15 protein-coding genes are annotated in these 13,262 nt (G+C 63.8%); 12 read left to right on the forward strand and 3 right to left on the reverse strand.

The annotated features are described in order from the left end of the window. The first annotated feature begins 131 nt into the window (after nt 1–131). Entirely contained in the window at nt 132–713 is a 582-nt protein-coding gene (locus ACNJYD_RS06200; protein WP_439365676.1) for a TadE/TadG family type IV pilus assembly protein, read from the forward strand. A 23-nt stretch (nt 714–736) separates the two neighbouring features. After that, complete coding sequence (locus ACNJYD_RS06205; RefSeq protein ID WP_246570574.1) at nt 737–1,351, forward strand: TadE/TadG family type IV pilus assembly protein; 615 nt, start codon at nt 737–739, stop codon at nt 1,349–1,351. Between the two features lie 89 nt (nt 1,352–1,440). Here ACNJYD_RS06205 and ACNJYD_RS06210 read toward each other — a convergent pair whose 3' ends face one another. From ACNJYD_RS06210 to ACNJYD_RS06220, 3 genes are all read right to left on the reverse strand, one after another. Continuing rightward, on the reverse strand, nt 1,441–1,653 hold the full coding sequence (locus ACNJYD_RS06210; protein ID WP_014439634.1) for a cold-shock protein: 213 nt from the start codon (nt 1,651–1,653) through the stop codon (nt 1,441–1,443). Nucleotides 1,654–1,908: 255 nt separating this feature from the next. Next, the gene (gene infA, locus ACNJYD_RS06215; protein WP_439365677.1) at nt 1,909–2,196 is read right to left on the reverse strand and encodes a translation initiation factor IF-1; all 288 of its coding nucleotides are present in this window, start codon (nt 2,194–2,196) and stop codon (nt 1,909–1,911) included. Nucleotides 2,197–2,219: 23 nt separating this feature from the next. Continuing rightward, entirely contained in the window at nt 2,220–3,803 is a 1,584-nt protein-coding gene (locus ACNJYD_RS06220) for a DEAD/DEAH box helicase (RefSeq protein ID WP_212254169.1), read from the reverse strand. Nucleotides 3,804–4,282: 479 nt separating this feature from the next. On the opposite strand from ACNJYD_RS06220, the gene urtA reads away from it, so the two are divergent. From urtA to ACNJYD_RS06270, 10 genes are all read left to right on the forward strand, one after another. Continuing rightward, nucleotides 4,283–5,605, forward strand: a complete 1,323-nt coding sequence (gene urtA, locus ACNJYD_RS06225) for an urea ABC transporter substrate-binding protein (protein ID WP_439365678.1) — start codon at nt 4,283–4,285, stop codon at nt 5,603–5,605. A gap of 84 nt (nt 5,606–5,689) precedes the next feature. Next, nucleotides 5,690–7,297: an urea ABC transporter permease subunit UrtB gene (gene urtB / locus ACNJYD_RS06230; RefSeq protein ID WP_260382041.1), complete on the forward strand. Its 1,608-nt coding sequence runs from the start codon at nt 5,690–5,692 to the stop codon at nt 7,295–7,297. Then, a complete protein-coding gene (gene urtC / locus ACNJYD_RS06235; RefSeq protein WP_439365679.1) occupies nt 7,294–8,463 on the forward strand; it encodes an urea ABC transporter permease subunit UrtC in 1,170 nt (389 codons plus the stop codon). Before urtB ends, urtC begins: the two co-directional genes overlap by 4 nt. Nucleotides 8,464–8,469: 6 nt before the next feature. Continuing rightward, on the forward strand, nt 8,470–9,231 hold the full coding sequence (gene urtD / locus ACNJYD_RS06240; RefSeq protein WP_212254171.1) for an urea ABC transporter ATP-binding protein UrtD: 762 nt from the start codon (nt 8,470–8,472) through the stop codon (nt 9,229–9,231). A gap of 3 nt (nt 9,232–9,234) precedes the next feature. Continuing rightward, on the forward strand, nt 9,235–9,930 hold the full coding sequence (gene urtE, locus ACNJYD_RS06245; protein WP_035998115.1) for an urea ABC transporter ATP-binding subunit UrtE: 696 nt from the start codon (nt 9,235–9,237) through the stop codon (nt 9,928–9,930). 38 nt (nt 9,931–9,968) lie between these two features. Then, a complete protein-coding gene (locus ACNJYD_RS06250; protein WP_439365680.1) occupies nt 9,969–10,799 on the forward strand; it encodes an urease accessory protein UreD in 831 nt (276 codons plus the stop codon). Between the two features lie 38 nt (nt 10,800–10,837). Then, a complete protein-coding gene (locus ACNJYD_RS06255; RefSeq protein WP_007605424.1) occupies nt 10,838–11,140 on the forward strand; it encodes an urease subunit gamma in 303 nt (100 codons plus the stop codon). A 108-nt stretch (nt 11,141–11,248) separates the two neighbouring features. Beyond that, a complete protein-coding gene (locus tag ACNJYD_RS06260) occupies nt 11,249–11,554 on the forward strand; it encodes an urease subunit beta (RefSeq protein WP_026202067.1) in 306 nt (101 codons plus the stop codon). 12 nt (nt 11,555–11,566) lie between these two features. Then, entirely contained in the window at nt 11,567–12,694 is a 1,128-nt protein-coding gene (locus ACNJYD_RS06265; protein ID WP_439365681.1) for a patatin-like phospholipase family protein, read from the forward strand. A gap of 13 nt (nt 12,695–12,707) precedes the next feature. Beyond that, entirely contained in the window at nt 12,708–13,247 is a 540-nt protein-coding gene (locus tag ACNJYD_RS06270; RefSeq protein ID WP_439365682.1) for an HD domain-containing protein, read from the forward strand. The last annotated feature ends 15 nt before the right edge of the window (nt 13,248–13,262 follow it).

Below are 13,262 nucleotides of genomic sequence, written 5' to 3' on the forward strand. Positions count from 1 at the left end.
TTCGGGACGCGCCTGGTTAACGCAGTCTTAACGGCGCGGTCCGCCGGCTGCGGATCGTCTGAAACACTTAGACAATCAGTTTCCGCTATTGAACGGGCAGATGATCGCCGGTCGCTGGGGAATTTGACGAGATGCCATCGCCTGCACCTACGAGGTTCACGCTGCGGAAGGCGCTGCTCCGGTTTCGCGGCAACCGCCGCGGCTCCGCAGCCGTCGAGTTTGCGCTGGTCGCACCGATGTTCTTCGCGCTGCTGTTCGCCATCATCGAGACGGCGCTCATGTTCTTCTCGAGCCAGGTGCTCGAAACCATCGCGCAGGACTCCGCGCGCGCGATTCTGACCGGCCAGGCCCAGGCACAAGGCGGCTCGGTGGCGGCCTGTCAGACCGCGCCCAACACCGTCTCCGCGTGCGATCAGACGACGTTCAAGGCCTTTGTCTGCACCAAGATCCCGGCGCTGTTCGATTGCAGCAAGCTTTATGTCGACGTTGTCAGCACCAGCTCCTTCGGGACGCTCAGCCTCACCAACTTCGGCACTTCCTGCACCTTCAATCCCTCCGGCATGCAGTACAGTGCCGGAACCTCCGGACAGGTCGTCGTGGTGCGCCTGTTCTATCAGTGGCCGCTCATCGTCACCGGTCTCGGCTACAACATGGGATGCAACAACAAGCGGCTGATGGTGGCAACGGCGGCGTTCAAGAACGAACCCTTCTGAGGCGGATGGATCTGGGCGGACCGATGCGGGCGATTGCGAACATCTGGAGGAATGCAGGCGGCTCCGTGCGCGGCTTCGTCGCCGACAAGCGCGCGCTGGCGGCGACCGAATTCGCGATCATCGTACCGCTGATGCTGGTGATGTTCTTCGGCACCGTCGAATTTTCGTCGGCCGTGGCGATCGACCGCAAAATCACGTTGATCGCGCGGACATTGTCCGATCTGACGTCGCAGTCGACGACGCTCGACGATGCCAGCATGAAGGATTCGTTCACGGCAAGCATCTCGGTCGTCATGCCCTACGACGCGACGCTTGTGAAGGGCACGATCTCGCAGATCTACATCGACGCCAACAGCGTCGCCAAGGTCCAGTGGAGCAAGGCCGGCACGATTGCGAGCGGCGCGACGCAGGCTACGCTTGCGACCTCGACTCGGACCGCCGGCGACACGGTCACCACGATGATTCCCCCGACGCTCCTGATTCCGTCGAGTTATCTCATTCTGAGCGAGGTCAAGTACACTTACACGCCGACCATCGGTTACGTGTTGAAGTCGAGCGTGACGCTGAGCGATCTCTCCTACACGCGGCCGCGTCAGGTCGTCTGCGTGCCCTACAACAACGTGCCCTCGACCTGTTGAGACTTGCCAGCCGCCCGTGAAATGAAAAAGGCCGTGCGTCACGCACGGCCTTTTTGCTTTGGCTCGATCGGGCCACCGGCCCGGTGGGCTCAGCCCGCAGCGCGCAGGTTGTCGGCTGCCGACTTGCCGGAACGGCGGTCGGCCACGATCTCGTAGGAGATCTTCTGGCCCTCGCGCAGCGAGCCGAGGCCGGCGCGCTCGACGGCGCTGATGTGAACGAACACGTCCTGGCCGCCGTCGTCGGGCTGAATGAAGCCGAAACCCTTGGTCGCGTTAAACCACTTCACGGTTCCCATGCTCATGGGGTAGTCCTTCTCAGATAACACAATGTCGGAGCCCGCTCGCGCGGGCAGGGTTAGATCGAATTTCTGGAAGGGTCGTCAGCGTGTCTGAACCGGCTGTACCGGTGGATGCCAATGTCGTCCGGCCGAAAATCGATTAATTCATTTTATCGGAAACGAGGGTCCGAAACAATCCGGACGTGCACGATTTTTGATCCGCCGTGATGCCAACGGCGGATCAATCTACAGATCGGAATTCGAACTCGACGCAGCCGACTAGCGGCGGCGGAACTGGCCGCCGCGCTGTCCGGGACGGGGCGGTCCGCCCGGCGCGCTGGGACGTTCGTCCTTGTGGCGGAAAATCAGCCGGCCCTTCTCGAGGTCATAGGGCGACATCTCCACCGTCACGCGGTCGCCCGCGAGCGTCTTGATGCGGTTCTTCTTCATCTTGCCGGCGGTATAGGCAACGATCTCGTGTCCGGCGTCGAGCTGCACGCGGTAGCGGGCATCGGGGAGGATTTCGGTGACCAGTCCTTCGAACTGGATCAGCTCTTCCTTAGCCATGAATGTCTCCAGGTCGTGGACGGCTAGTGCGAATAGGGTTTGCGGTTCGGTTGGCTGTTTGGCCGACTCTGGCGGCGCAAAAAGGCAACGCCTTGTATCCCATCAGGGGTCCCGGCGCTATGCGCGGAACGCTGTTCCGGACGGTCGACAGGCGATGAATGCATCTTACCACCGGAGCGGCGGCGGCGAGAACCCTTGGAGGCATTCTGCCCACTGCCGGGCCGTCCGTCGGCATGCCTTGCCTCCGCATGCCGTCCTTCACCGTGCCTTCCGTCGCCGTGCTTGCCGGCACCATGGTGGCGCCCGTCGGCATGCCGTTCGTCGGCACGACGGCCGTCACCGTGCCGTGCGCCTTGCGGGCGCTGGCCGGGGCGGCCGCCTGGCCGGCCCTGTCGTTGCTGCGACGGAGCGGGACCGGGATCGCGGCGGCCGGCGTCGGTGCGGTGGTCCTCCCGCGCCAGGGCGACGCGAATCAGCCGCTCGATGTCGCGCAGATAGCCGAGTTCCTCGCCGCCCGCGACCAGCGAGATCGCGGTGCCGTCGGCGCCGGCACGCGCGGTGCGGCCGATGCGATGGACGTAGGTTTCCGGCACATTCGGCAGGTCGAAATTGATGACGTGACTGATGCCATCGACGTCGATGCCGCGGGCGGCGATGTCGGTGGCGACCAGTGTGCGGATCTCGCCCGAGCGGAACTGGGCGAGCGTGCGCTCGCGATGGTTCTGCGACTTGTTGCCGTGGATGGCGTTGGCGGCGATGCCGGCCTTGGCCAGCGTCTTCACCACCTTGTCGGCGCCGTGCTTGGTGCGGGTGAAGACCAGCGCGCGGTTGATCGCCTCGTCCTGCAGCAGCTTGGTCAGGAAGGCGGGCTTGGCCGCGAAATCGACCTGGAGGATGCGCTGGTTGATCCGCTCGGCGGTCGAGGACACCGGCGTCACCGCGACGCGGGCGGGGTCGCGCAGCATGGAATCGGCGAGCTCGGCGATGTCCTTCGGCATGGTGGCCGAGAAGAACAGCGTCTGCCGCTTGATCGGCAGCTTGGCGACGATTTTGCGGATGTCGTTGATGAAGCCCATGTCGAGCATGCGGTCGGCTTCGTCGAGCACGAGGAACTCGACGCTTGAAAGCTTCAAGCCGTTGCTCTGCACGAGGTCGAGCAGGCGGCCGGGGGTGGCGACGAGCACGTCGACGCCCGGCATCAGCGCGCGGACCTGACGGCCCATCGGCACGCCGCCGATCGCAAGCGTCGAGGACAGGCGGATGTGGCGGCCATAGGCGTTGAAGCTGTCGAGGATCTGGCCGGACAGCTCGCGGGTCGGCGACAGCACCAGCACGCGGGCGGTCTTGGGCTGCGGCTTGATGCGGTTATCGAGCAGACGATGCAGGATCGGCAGCGCGAAGGACGCGGTCTTGCCGGTACCGGTCTGGGCGATGCCGACGACGTCGCGGCCGGTCAATGCCAGCGGGATGGTTTGGGCCTGGATCGGGGTTGGGGTGACGTAATTCTCTTCACGAAGAGCGCGCGCGATGGGTTCGGCGAGGCCGAAGTCCTGAAACGAAGTCAAAAGAGGGGTTCTTTCCATGTCAAAAGCGAACGCCCGGCGCATCAGCGCGGCGCGCGCAAAAGGGTGTCGAGAAGACACCTGCGTGTTTGGGGTGTCGGATGGCTTGGATGATATGGGGCAAGCCAGAGGCCCGTAGAGGGCTTAAGAACACGCGGCTCGCAACGACCCCTTGATTCGCAAGAGGTCTCGGACGTTCATATGGAACATCGACGGGGCGCTTTCAAGGCAGGTGCGCCCGAAACAGCGGGTGCGGTGCAAAAATACTACTGCCGGAAATTTAGCCAGAACTGGCGATTTGCTCAGAAAATAGTCCGACTGCCGCTTTCGCATACATTTATATTGCCTAGGATTTGGGCTGTCTGCCTGCGGCGAAACTTTGATTTCTGACGATTAAGTCAATAGATTCAATAAGTTGATGGGTGCTCAGCCCATGGCATGGTTCTTGCGATTCCGTTAATCGCAGGCGGCCGTGGGGCCGTTTCGCAGCGTTTTCACGTCTGCGTCAGGGAGATGAGGCACTCATGTTTAGCAAATCCACTCACGATATAGCGGCGTCATTTAGCCGCCGCGGCGTGCTCGCCGCGACCGCCGGACTGATGCTCGGTCTGGCTTCATTGACTGGCGCGAAGGCCGCGGACGGCACCATCAAGGTCGGTGTGCTGCACTCCCTGTCCGGCACCATGGCGATCAGCGAAACCACGCTGAAGGACACCATCCTCTTCCTGATCGACGAGCAGAACAAGAAGGGCGGCGTGCTCGGCAAGAAGCTGGAAGCCGTCGTCGTCGACCCCGCTTCGAACTGGCCGCTGTTCGCCGAAAAGGCGCGCGAGCTGATCACCAAGGACAAGGTCTCGGTCGTGTTCGGCTGCTGGACCTCGGTGTCGCGCAAGTCGGTGCTCCCCGTCTTCAAGGAGCTGAACAGCATCCTGTTCTACCCCGTGCAGTACGAGGGTGAGGAGAGCGAGCGCAACGTCTTCTACACGGGTGCTGCGCCGAACCAGCAGGCGATCCCCGCCGTCGACTATCTGATGAAGGAAGAGAAGGTGAAGCGCTGGGTGCTCGCGGGCACCGACTACGTCTATCCGCGCACCACCAACAAGATCCTGGAAGCCTATCTGAAGTCGAAGGGTGTCGCCCAGGAAGACATCATGATCAACTACACGCCGTTCGGTCATTCCGACTGGCAGACGATCGTGGCCGACATCAAGAAGTTCGGCTCGGCCGGCAAGAAGACCGCGGTGGTCTCGACCATCAACGGCGACGCCAACGTTCCCTTCTACAAGGAGCTCGGCAACCAGGGCATCAAGGCGAAGGACATCCCGGTGGTCGCGTTCTCGGTGGGTGAGGAGGAGCTCGCCGGCATCGACACCAAGCCGCTGGTCGGTCACCTCGCCGCCTGGAACTACTTCCAGTCGATCAAGTCGCCGGAGAACGAGAAGTTCATCAAGGCGTGGCAGACCTACACCAAGAATCCGAAGCGCGTGACCAACGATCCGATGGAAGCGCACGTGATCGGCTTCGACATGTGGGTCAAGGCGGTCGAGAAGGCGAAGTCGACCGATCCCGACAAGGTGATCGACGCTCTCCCGGGCATCGAAGCCAAGAACCTGACCGGCGGCACCTCCAAGATGCTCCCGAACCACCATATCACCAAGCCGGTGTTCATCGGCGAGATCAAGGGCAACGGCCAGTTCGACGTGGTCTGGAAGACCCCGAGCCTCGTCCCCGGCGATGCCTGGTCGAAGGAGCTCGACGGCTCCAAGGACCTGATCGGCGATTGGGTCGGCAAGAAGTGCGGCAACTTCAACACCAAGACCAACAAGTGCCTCGGCTCGGGCTCCTGATCCCGATCTGACGCTCCATTACAAGACCGGAGAGGGCGGCGATCCCGCCGCCTTCTCCACTCATTTCTGCCGGGGTCATTCACAGTGCCAGCCCATTTGTCCGCCCGTCTCTGTTCGCTTGCACTCTCGTTGTTTCTGATTGCGTTCGCGCTGCCGGCCTTCGCCGGTCCGTTCGAGGACGCGGTCGCCAAATTCGCCAATGATGATTTTTCCGACACGGAAGAGGCGATCGGTGCGATCGCGGGCAGCGGCAGCAAGCTGGCTTTTCCGATCATCAGTGCGCTCCAGGACGGCCGTCTCATGGCCGATCCCGACAGCAAGAAGGTCTACGTCACCGGTGCCGACGGCAAGTCGATCGACGCTGCGACCGGCGAGGCCGTCGCCAGCGTTCCCGACAGTGCGAGCGCGGTTCGCCTCAACAACCGCCTGCGCCGCAGCGTCGATGCCGCGCTCGGCAGCCTGACGCTGCAGTCGCCGGATCTGGGAGCGCGCCTGCAGGCCGCGCAGTCCGTCTTCAAGTCGCACGAGGAGACCGCGCTTGAGGCGGTCGATGCCGCGCTTGCCAAGGAAACCAACAAATCCGTCAAGGCGGCGCTCGGCGAGGCCCGCGCTGCGATCCTGCTGTTCAAGTCCGACGCCACCGAGGTCGAGAAGCTCGAAGCGGTCGCAACCATCAAGGCGCGTGGCGACCAGGATGCGCTGGCGCTGCTCACCGGCATGGGCGAGCAGCCCGCCTCGGTGACCAAGGCCGCCGCGAGCGCGATCGGCTCGATCCAGAATTCGCTCGCAGTCTGGTCGATGGTGCAGAATGCCTGGTACGGCCTCTCGCTCGGCTCGGTCTTGCTGCTCGCCGCGATCGGGCTCGCCATCACCTTCGGCGTGATGGGCGTCATCAACATGGCGCATGGCGAGATGGTGATGATCGGGGCCTACACCACCTTCGTGGTGCAGGAGGTGATCCGCACCCGCTATCCCGGCCTGTTCGACTATTCGCTCTTGATCGCCGTGCCGCTTGCCTTCCTCGTCGCAGGCGCGATCGGCGTCTTGATCGAGCGCAGCATCATCCGCTTCCTCTACGGCCGCCCGCTCGAGACGCTGCTGGCGACCTGGGGCCTGTCGCTGGTGCTGCAGCAGGCGGTGCGCACCATGTTCGGCCCGACCAACCGCGAGGTCGGCAACCCCTCCTGGATGAGCGGCGCGTTCGAGCTTGGCCAGATCACCATCACCTACAACCGGCTCTGGATCCTTGTCTTCACGCTTGCCGTGTTCGCGATCCTGCTCGCGATGCTGCGCTACAGCGCGATCGGCCTCGAAATGCGTGCGGTGACGCAGAACCGCCGCATGGCGGCCTCGATGGGCATCGCCACCTCGCGCGTCGACGCGCTGACCTTCGGCCTCGGCTCGGGCATTGCCGGCATCGCCGGCGTGGCGCTGTCGCAGATCGACAATGTCAGCCCCAATCTCGGCCAGAGCTACATCATCGACAGCTTCATGGTCGTGGTGTTCGGCGGCGTCGGTAATCTCTGGGGCACGCTCGTCGGCGCCTTCACGCTCGGCATCGCCAACAAGTTCCTGGAGCCGGTCGCCGGTGCCGTGCTCGGCAAGATCGCGATACTGGTTCTCATCATCCTGTTCATTCAAAAGCGGCCGCGCGGCCTGTTCGCGCTCAAGGGCCGTGCGGTGGAAGCATGACCCCTCACATGCTGACGCGATCGCTGGACCGCGGCGCGACGATCTTCATGCTGGTTGTCGCCGCGCTCGGCGTGCTGATCCCGCTGTCCAACCTGCTGCTGCCTGCGGGCTCGTTCCTGCAGGTGCCGACCTATCTCGTCGCGCTCTGGGGCAAGTATGTCTGCTACGCGATCCTGGCGCTGTCGATCGATTTGATCTGGGGCTATTGCGGCATCCTCTCGCTCGGCCACGGCGCCTTCTTCGCGCTCGGCGGCTACGCCATGGGCATGTACCTGATGCGGCAGATCGGCACCCGCGGCGTCTACGGCAACCCGATCCTGCCCGACTTCATGGTGTTCCTGAACTGGCAGAAGCTGCCCTGGTACTGGTACGGCTTCGACATGTTCTGGTTCGCCGCGCTGATGGTGCTGGTCGTGCCAGGCCTGCTCGCCTTCTGCTTCGGCTGGCTCGCCTTCCGCTCCCGCGTCACCGGCGTCTATCTGTCGATCATCACGCAGGCGATGACCTATGCGCTGCTGCTCGCCTTCTTCCGCAACGATTTCGGCTTCGGCGGCAACAACGGCCTGACCGACTTCAAGGACATCCTGGGCTTCAACGTGCAGGCGGAGGGAACGCGCGCCGCGCTGTTCGCGCTGAGCTGCCTGGCACTGATCGTCGGTTTCCTGATCTGCCGTGCCATCGTCTCCTCCAAGCTCGGCAAGGTCTTGATCGCGGTGCGTGACGCGGAATCGCGCACGCGCTTCCTCGGCTACCGCGTCGAATCCTACAAGCTGTTCGTGTTCACGGTGTCGGCCTGCATGGCCGGCGTCGCCGGCGCGCTCTATGTGCCGCAGGTCGGCATCATCAACCCCAGCGAATTCGCGCCGGGCAATTCGATCGAGGCGGTGATCTGGGTCGCGGTCGGCGGCCGCGGCACGCTGGTCGGCGCCGCGCTCGGCGCCGTCGTCGTCAACTACGCCAAGACGTTCTTCACCTCCGGCGTGCTGGCGCCGTACTGGCTGTTCATGCTGGGCGCTTTGTTCATCCTGGTGACGCTGCTGCTGCCCAAGGGCATCGTCGGCACCTTCAACGCCTGGTGGGATCAGTCGAAGGAAAAACGCACCGCCGCTACCACCGCGAGCGCCGCGGCCGAAGACGGCGTCACCGAACCCAAGATGGCGGAGTAAGCGGTCATGAACGTCATGGACACCCGCGCGACCTCCGCGATGCTCTATCTGGACGGCGTGCACGTCTCCTTCGACGGCTTCCACGCCATCAACAATCTGTCGCTGACGCTCGAGCCCGGCGAGATGCGCGCCATCATCGGCCCGAACGGCGCCGGCAAGACAACGATGATGGACATCATCACCGGCAAGACCAAGCCGGACGAAGGTACCGTGCTGTTCGACGGCATCACCGACCTGACGCGCCTCGACGAGACCCGTATCGCCGAGCTCGGCATCGGCCGCAAATTCCAGAAGCCGACGGTGTTCGAGAGCCAGACCGTGCAGGACAATCTGCTGCTGGCGCTCAATGTCGATCACTCGGTCCGCGGCACGCTGTTCTGGCGCGGCAGCAAGGCGGAGTCCGAGCGCATCGACAAGGTGCTGGAGACGATCCGTCTCACCGAGGCGCGCAACCGCCTCGCCGGCAGCCTCAGCCATGGCCAGAAGCAATGGCTCGAGATCGGCATGCTGCTGGCGCAGGATCCGAAACTGCTGCTGGTCGACGAGCCCGTCGCGGGGATGACCGACGTCGAGACGCACCTCACCGCCGAGCTGCTGAAGGAAATCAACAAGACCCACACCGTCATGGTGGTCGAGCACGACATGACCTTCGTGCGCGAGCTCGGCGTCAAGGTCACCTGCCTGCACGAAGGCACGGTGCTCGCGGAAGGGACCATCGACCAGGTCTCGTCCAACGAGCGGGTCATCGAAGTCTATCTGGGACGCTGAGCGATGCTTGAGGTCAAGGACATCAACCTGTTCTACGGCGCGGCGCAGGCGCTGCGCGGCGTATCGATCTCGGCCGAGCCCGGCAAGGTCACGTGCGTGCTCGGGCGCAACGGCGTCGGCAAGACCTCGCTCTTGCGCGCCATGGTCGGGCAATATCCGATCTCCTCGGGCGCAATCGTGTTCGACGGCAGCGATATCACCGGCCTCAGGCCGTATGAGCGGGCGCGCAAGGGTATTGGCTTCGTGCCGCAGGGCCGCGAGATATTTCCGCTGCTGACGGTCGAGGAGAACCTCAAGACCGGCTTCGGTCCGCTCAAGCGCGAGGACAAGCACATTCCGGACGACGTGTTCTCGCTGTTTCCCGTGCTGCAATCCATGCTCGGCCGGCGTGGCGGCGACCTCTCCGGCGGCCAGCAGCAGCAGCTCGCGATCGGCCGCGCGCTGGTGATGCGGCCAAAACTGCTCTTGCTCGACGAGCCCACCGAAGGCATCCAGCCCTCGATCATCAAGGACATCGGCCGCGCCATCTCTTACTTGCGCAATCTCGGCAACATCGCCATCGTGCTGGTCGAACAATATCTCGACTTTGCCTGCGAACTCGGCGACAGTTTCGCGGTGATGGATCGCGGTGCGGTGAAGTTCACCTGCGACCGCTCCAATCTCGATCCGGGCGAGATCAGCCGCCAGATGGCGCTGTAAGCCGGCAAAGACCTGCCGCGACCGGCTGGGGGAGACGGATGCGCAGCGAATTGTCAGCCACATCCACGCTGTTCGAGGCCAACCGCGCCCGTGGCGCGGTGCGCTTCGACGTGCATGCGCGCGCCGGCGTGACGCGTCGCGGCGCCTTGCATGAATCCGGTTCGCTCCGCGTCCGCTTTCCCTCGCCGGAAGATCAGGGTCTGTCCGGCGTGTTCGTCAATACGGCCGGCGGAGTTGCTGGTGGCGATCGCTTCGATGTCGAGATAGCGGCGGCGGATGGAGCGCGGCTGACGCTGACCACAGCGGCCGCCGAAAAGGTCTATCGCACGCCCGGAGCTGCGGCGCAGCTCAACATCGCCCTGAAGGTCGGCGCGGGCGCGCATCTTGCCTGGCTGCCTCAGGAGACGATTCTGTTCGACCGCGCCCGCGTGCAGCGCCGCTTCGACATCGATCTCGACGAGGCAGCCTCGCTCCTGCTCTGCGAAATCGTGGTGTTCGGCCGCACCGCCATGGGCGAGCGGATGGAGCAGGGCGAGTTCATCGACCGTTGGCGGCTGCGCCGTGGCGGCCGGCTGGTGTTCGCAGAGACGGTCCGGCTCGACGGCGACATCGGCGGCAAGCTTGCACGGCCCGCGGTCGCCAAGGGTGGCGCGGCGATCGGCACAGCCCTGATCGTGCCCGGCGACGAGGCCCTGGTCGAGCGCATCCGGGAGGCGTCGGAATCGTTCTCCGGCGAGGTCGGAATCTCGGCCTGGAATGGCTTTGCAATGGCGCGGTTCTGTGCCCAAGATGAGGCGCGCTTGCGCGCCGACATGATGACGGTGCTGGCACGCACCGGTGCGGCCCTGCCGCGGCTCTGGTTGAACTAGACTGGTTGAATTGACGTGCTGAACGGAAGAGATGTCGCATGAACCTGTCTCCCCGCGAAAAGGACAAGCTTTTGATCTCGATGGCGGCAATCGTGGCCCGGCGCCGGCTGGACCGCGGCGTCAAGCTCAACCATCCCGAGGCGATCGCGATCATCTCCGATTTCATCCTCGAAGGCGCCCGCGACGGCCGCACCGTCGCCGAGCTGATGCAGTCGGGCGCGCAGGTGCTGACCCGCGACCAGGTGATGCCAGGCATCCCCGAGATGATCCACGACATCCAGGTCGAGGCGACCTTTCCTGACGGCACCAAGCTCGTCACGGTGCACGAGCCGATCCGCTAAGTGTCATTCCGGGGCGCCCGCAGGGCGAACCCGGAATCCAGAGATTGTTGACCGAGATTCCGGGTTCGGCCCTTCGGGCCGCCCCGGAACGACAGAGGAATGCAAAACATGATCCCCGGTGAACTCTTCATCCAGGACGGCGAGATCGAGCTCAATGCCGGCCGCAAGACCGTGACGTTGACTGTGGCCAATACCGGCGACCGCCCGATTCAGGTCGGCTCGCACTATCATTTCTTCGAGACCAACCCGGCGCTGAAGTTCGACCGCAAGAAGGCCCGCGGCATGCGCCTCGACATCGCCGCCGGGACCGCCGTCCGCTTCGAGCCCGGCCAGACCCGCGACGTGCAACTCGTCGCCATGGCGGGGAAGAAGACGATCTACGGTTTCCGCGGGGATGTGATGGGGAAGCTGTAGGGCAGGCCTGCCATGAATACCGTCCTCAAGGACAAGGTCGAGATTGGACTCGTGCTCCAGGGCGGCGGTGCGCTTGGGGCCTATGAGTTCGGCGCGATCGAGGCGCTTCTGGAATTGATGGATGCCATCCATGCCGAGGGCAGGACCGTTACGCTGGCCGCGGTCACCGGAGTTTCCATTGGCGCGATAAATGCGGCCTGCGTGGTTGGCGCGACCGATCGGGCCGATGCCAAAAGGCGCCTGCAATTGCTGTGGTCGGAGCTTTCGCTGGAGTCGCGGAATTATTGGTGGGGTATCGCCAGCCAGGATTTCGCTTTGTTCGGCGTGCACGGTTTCTACAAGCCTCGTTATGACTACTGGAATGTCTTCCGCTGGACCAATTTCTACAACACCGAGCCCATGCTCGGGACGTTGGCGAGACACGTGAATTTCACGGCGCTGAACAACAGCCCGACCACCTTCGTCGTCACCGCAGTCGACGTGTCGTCCGGCGAGTTGGTGCGTTTCTGCAACCATCCGCACAAGGGCGAGAAGCGGACCGAGATCGGTCCTCGCCATGTGCTGGCAAGCGGCAGCCTTCCGCCCGGATTTCCGGCGACGCCAATCGGCGACGCGAATTTCTGGGACGGCGGCATCGTCGACAACACGCCGCTCGGCGATGCGATTGATGCGTTTTCCGGATCGGACGACGTCGATCGCATCCTGGTCGTGATGAACTTGTTTCGAAGCAAGCGTGCGGCGCCAAAGAACATGATCGAGGTCAATGATCGCTTGAGCGAGCTGCGTTATGGCAACCGCCTGCGCCAGGACGGTGCGAACGCAGCGGTCATCAATGAATTGTTGCAGACCGTGGAGGCGCTCTACGCCGCCGTTCCCGTAGAGGCGCGGGATCCGCAGCTCGTTGACAAGGTCTCGCGTGCGCAGCGTTTCAAGACCCTGGGCGCCATCACCAACATCGACCTGGCCGATGCGGGTCTCATGAAGGAAGCCGGTCTTTCCGCGGAGTCCCGGGACTCCGGCGCTTTTCGCGATTTTTCGGCCGCGGGAATTCAGCGGCGTCGCGAGGCCGGATACAAGCTTGCGCGATTGAAGCTGCAGGACGTATTCAGGACGCGCGGTCTGCTGCCGGTGCTTCATTGACCAGGAGGCTCCAGTGATTTCCCCGATCCGCCTCGTCTCAGAAGCTGCCGAGCTCGCTGCGCATCGTCATAACGGCATGGCGCGCAAGGGCCGCGGCAATGAGCCCTATATCAATCATCTCGCCGAGGTCGCGAACCTGCTCGCGACCGCGACCGACGGCGCCGATGCAGAGCTGGTCGCCGCCGGCTGGCTGCACGACACGATCGAGGACACCGACACCACGCGCGAGGAGCTCGCGCAGAGATTTTCCGAGCGTGTCGCCTCGCTGGTTGCCGAGTGCACCGACGACATGAGCTTGCCGAAGGCAAAGCGGCGGCAGAAGCAGATCGACGACGCGCCCCACAAATCGCCGGGCGCCAAGCTGATCAAGATCGCCGACAAGATCAGCAATACGGGCGCGCGCATTCAAACCGATCCGAGCGCCGAGGAGCGCGAGGAACTCGCCGACTATATCGGCTGGGCCACGCAGGTCGTGGCGGGGTGCCGCGGCGGCAATGCATGGCTCGACGAAAAATTCGACGATGCCGTGAAGGCAGCAAAGGCCTTGCTGTGACCAACCAGACATTCA

It is taken from the genome of Bradyrhizobium sp. SPXBL-02, from assembly GCF_051853065.1.
Taxonomy (GTDB): Bacteria; Pseudomonadota; Alphaproteobacteria; order Rhizobiales; family Xanthobacteraceae; genus Bradyrhizobium.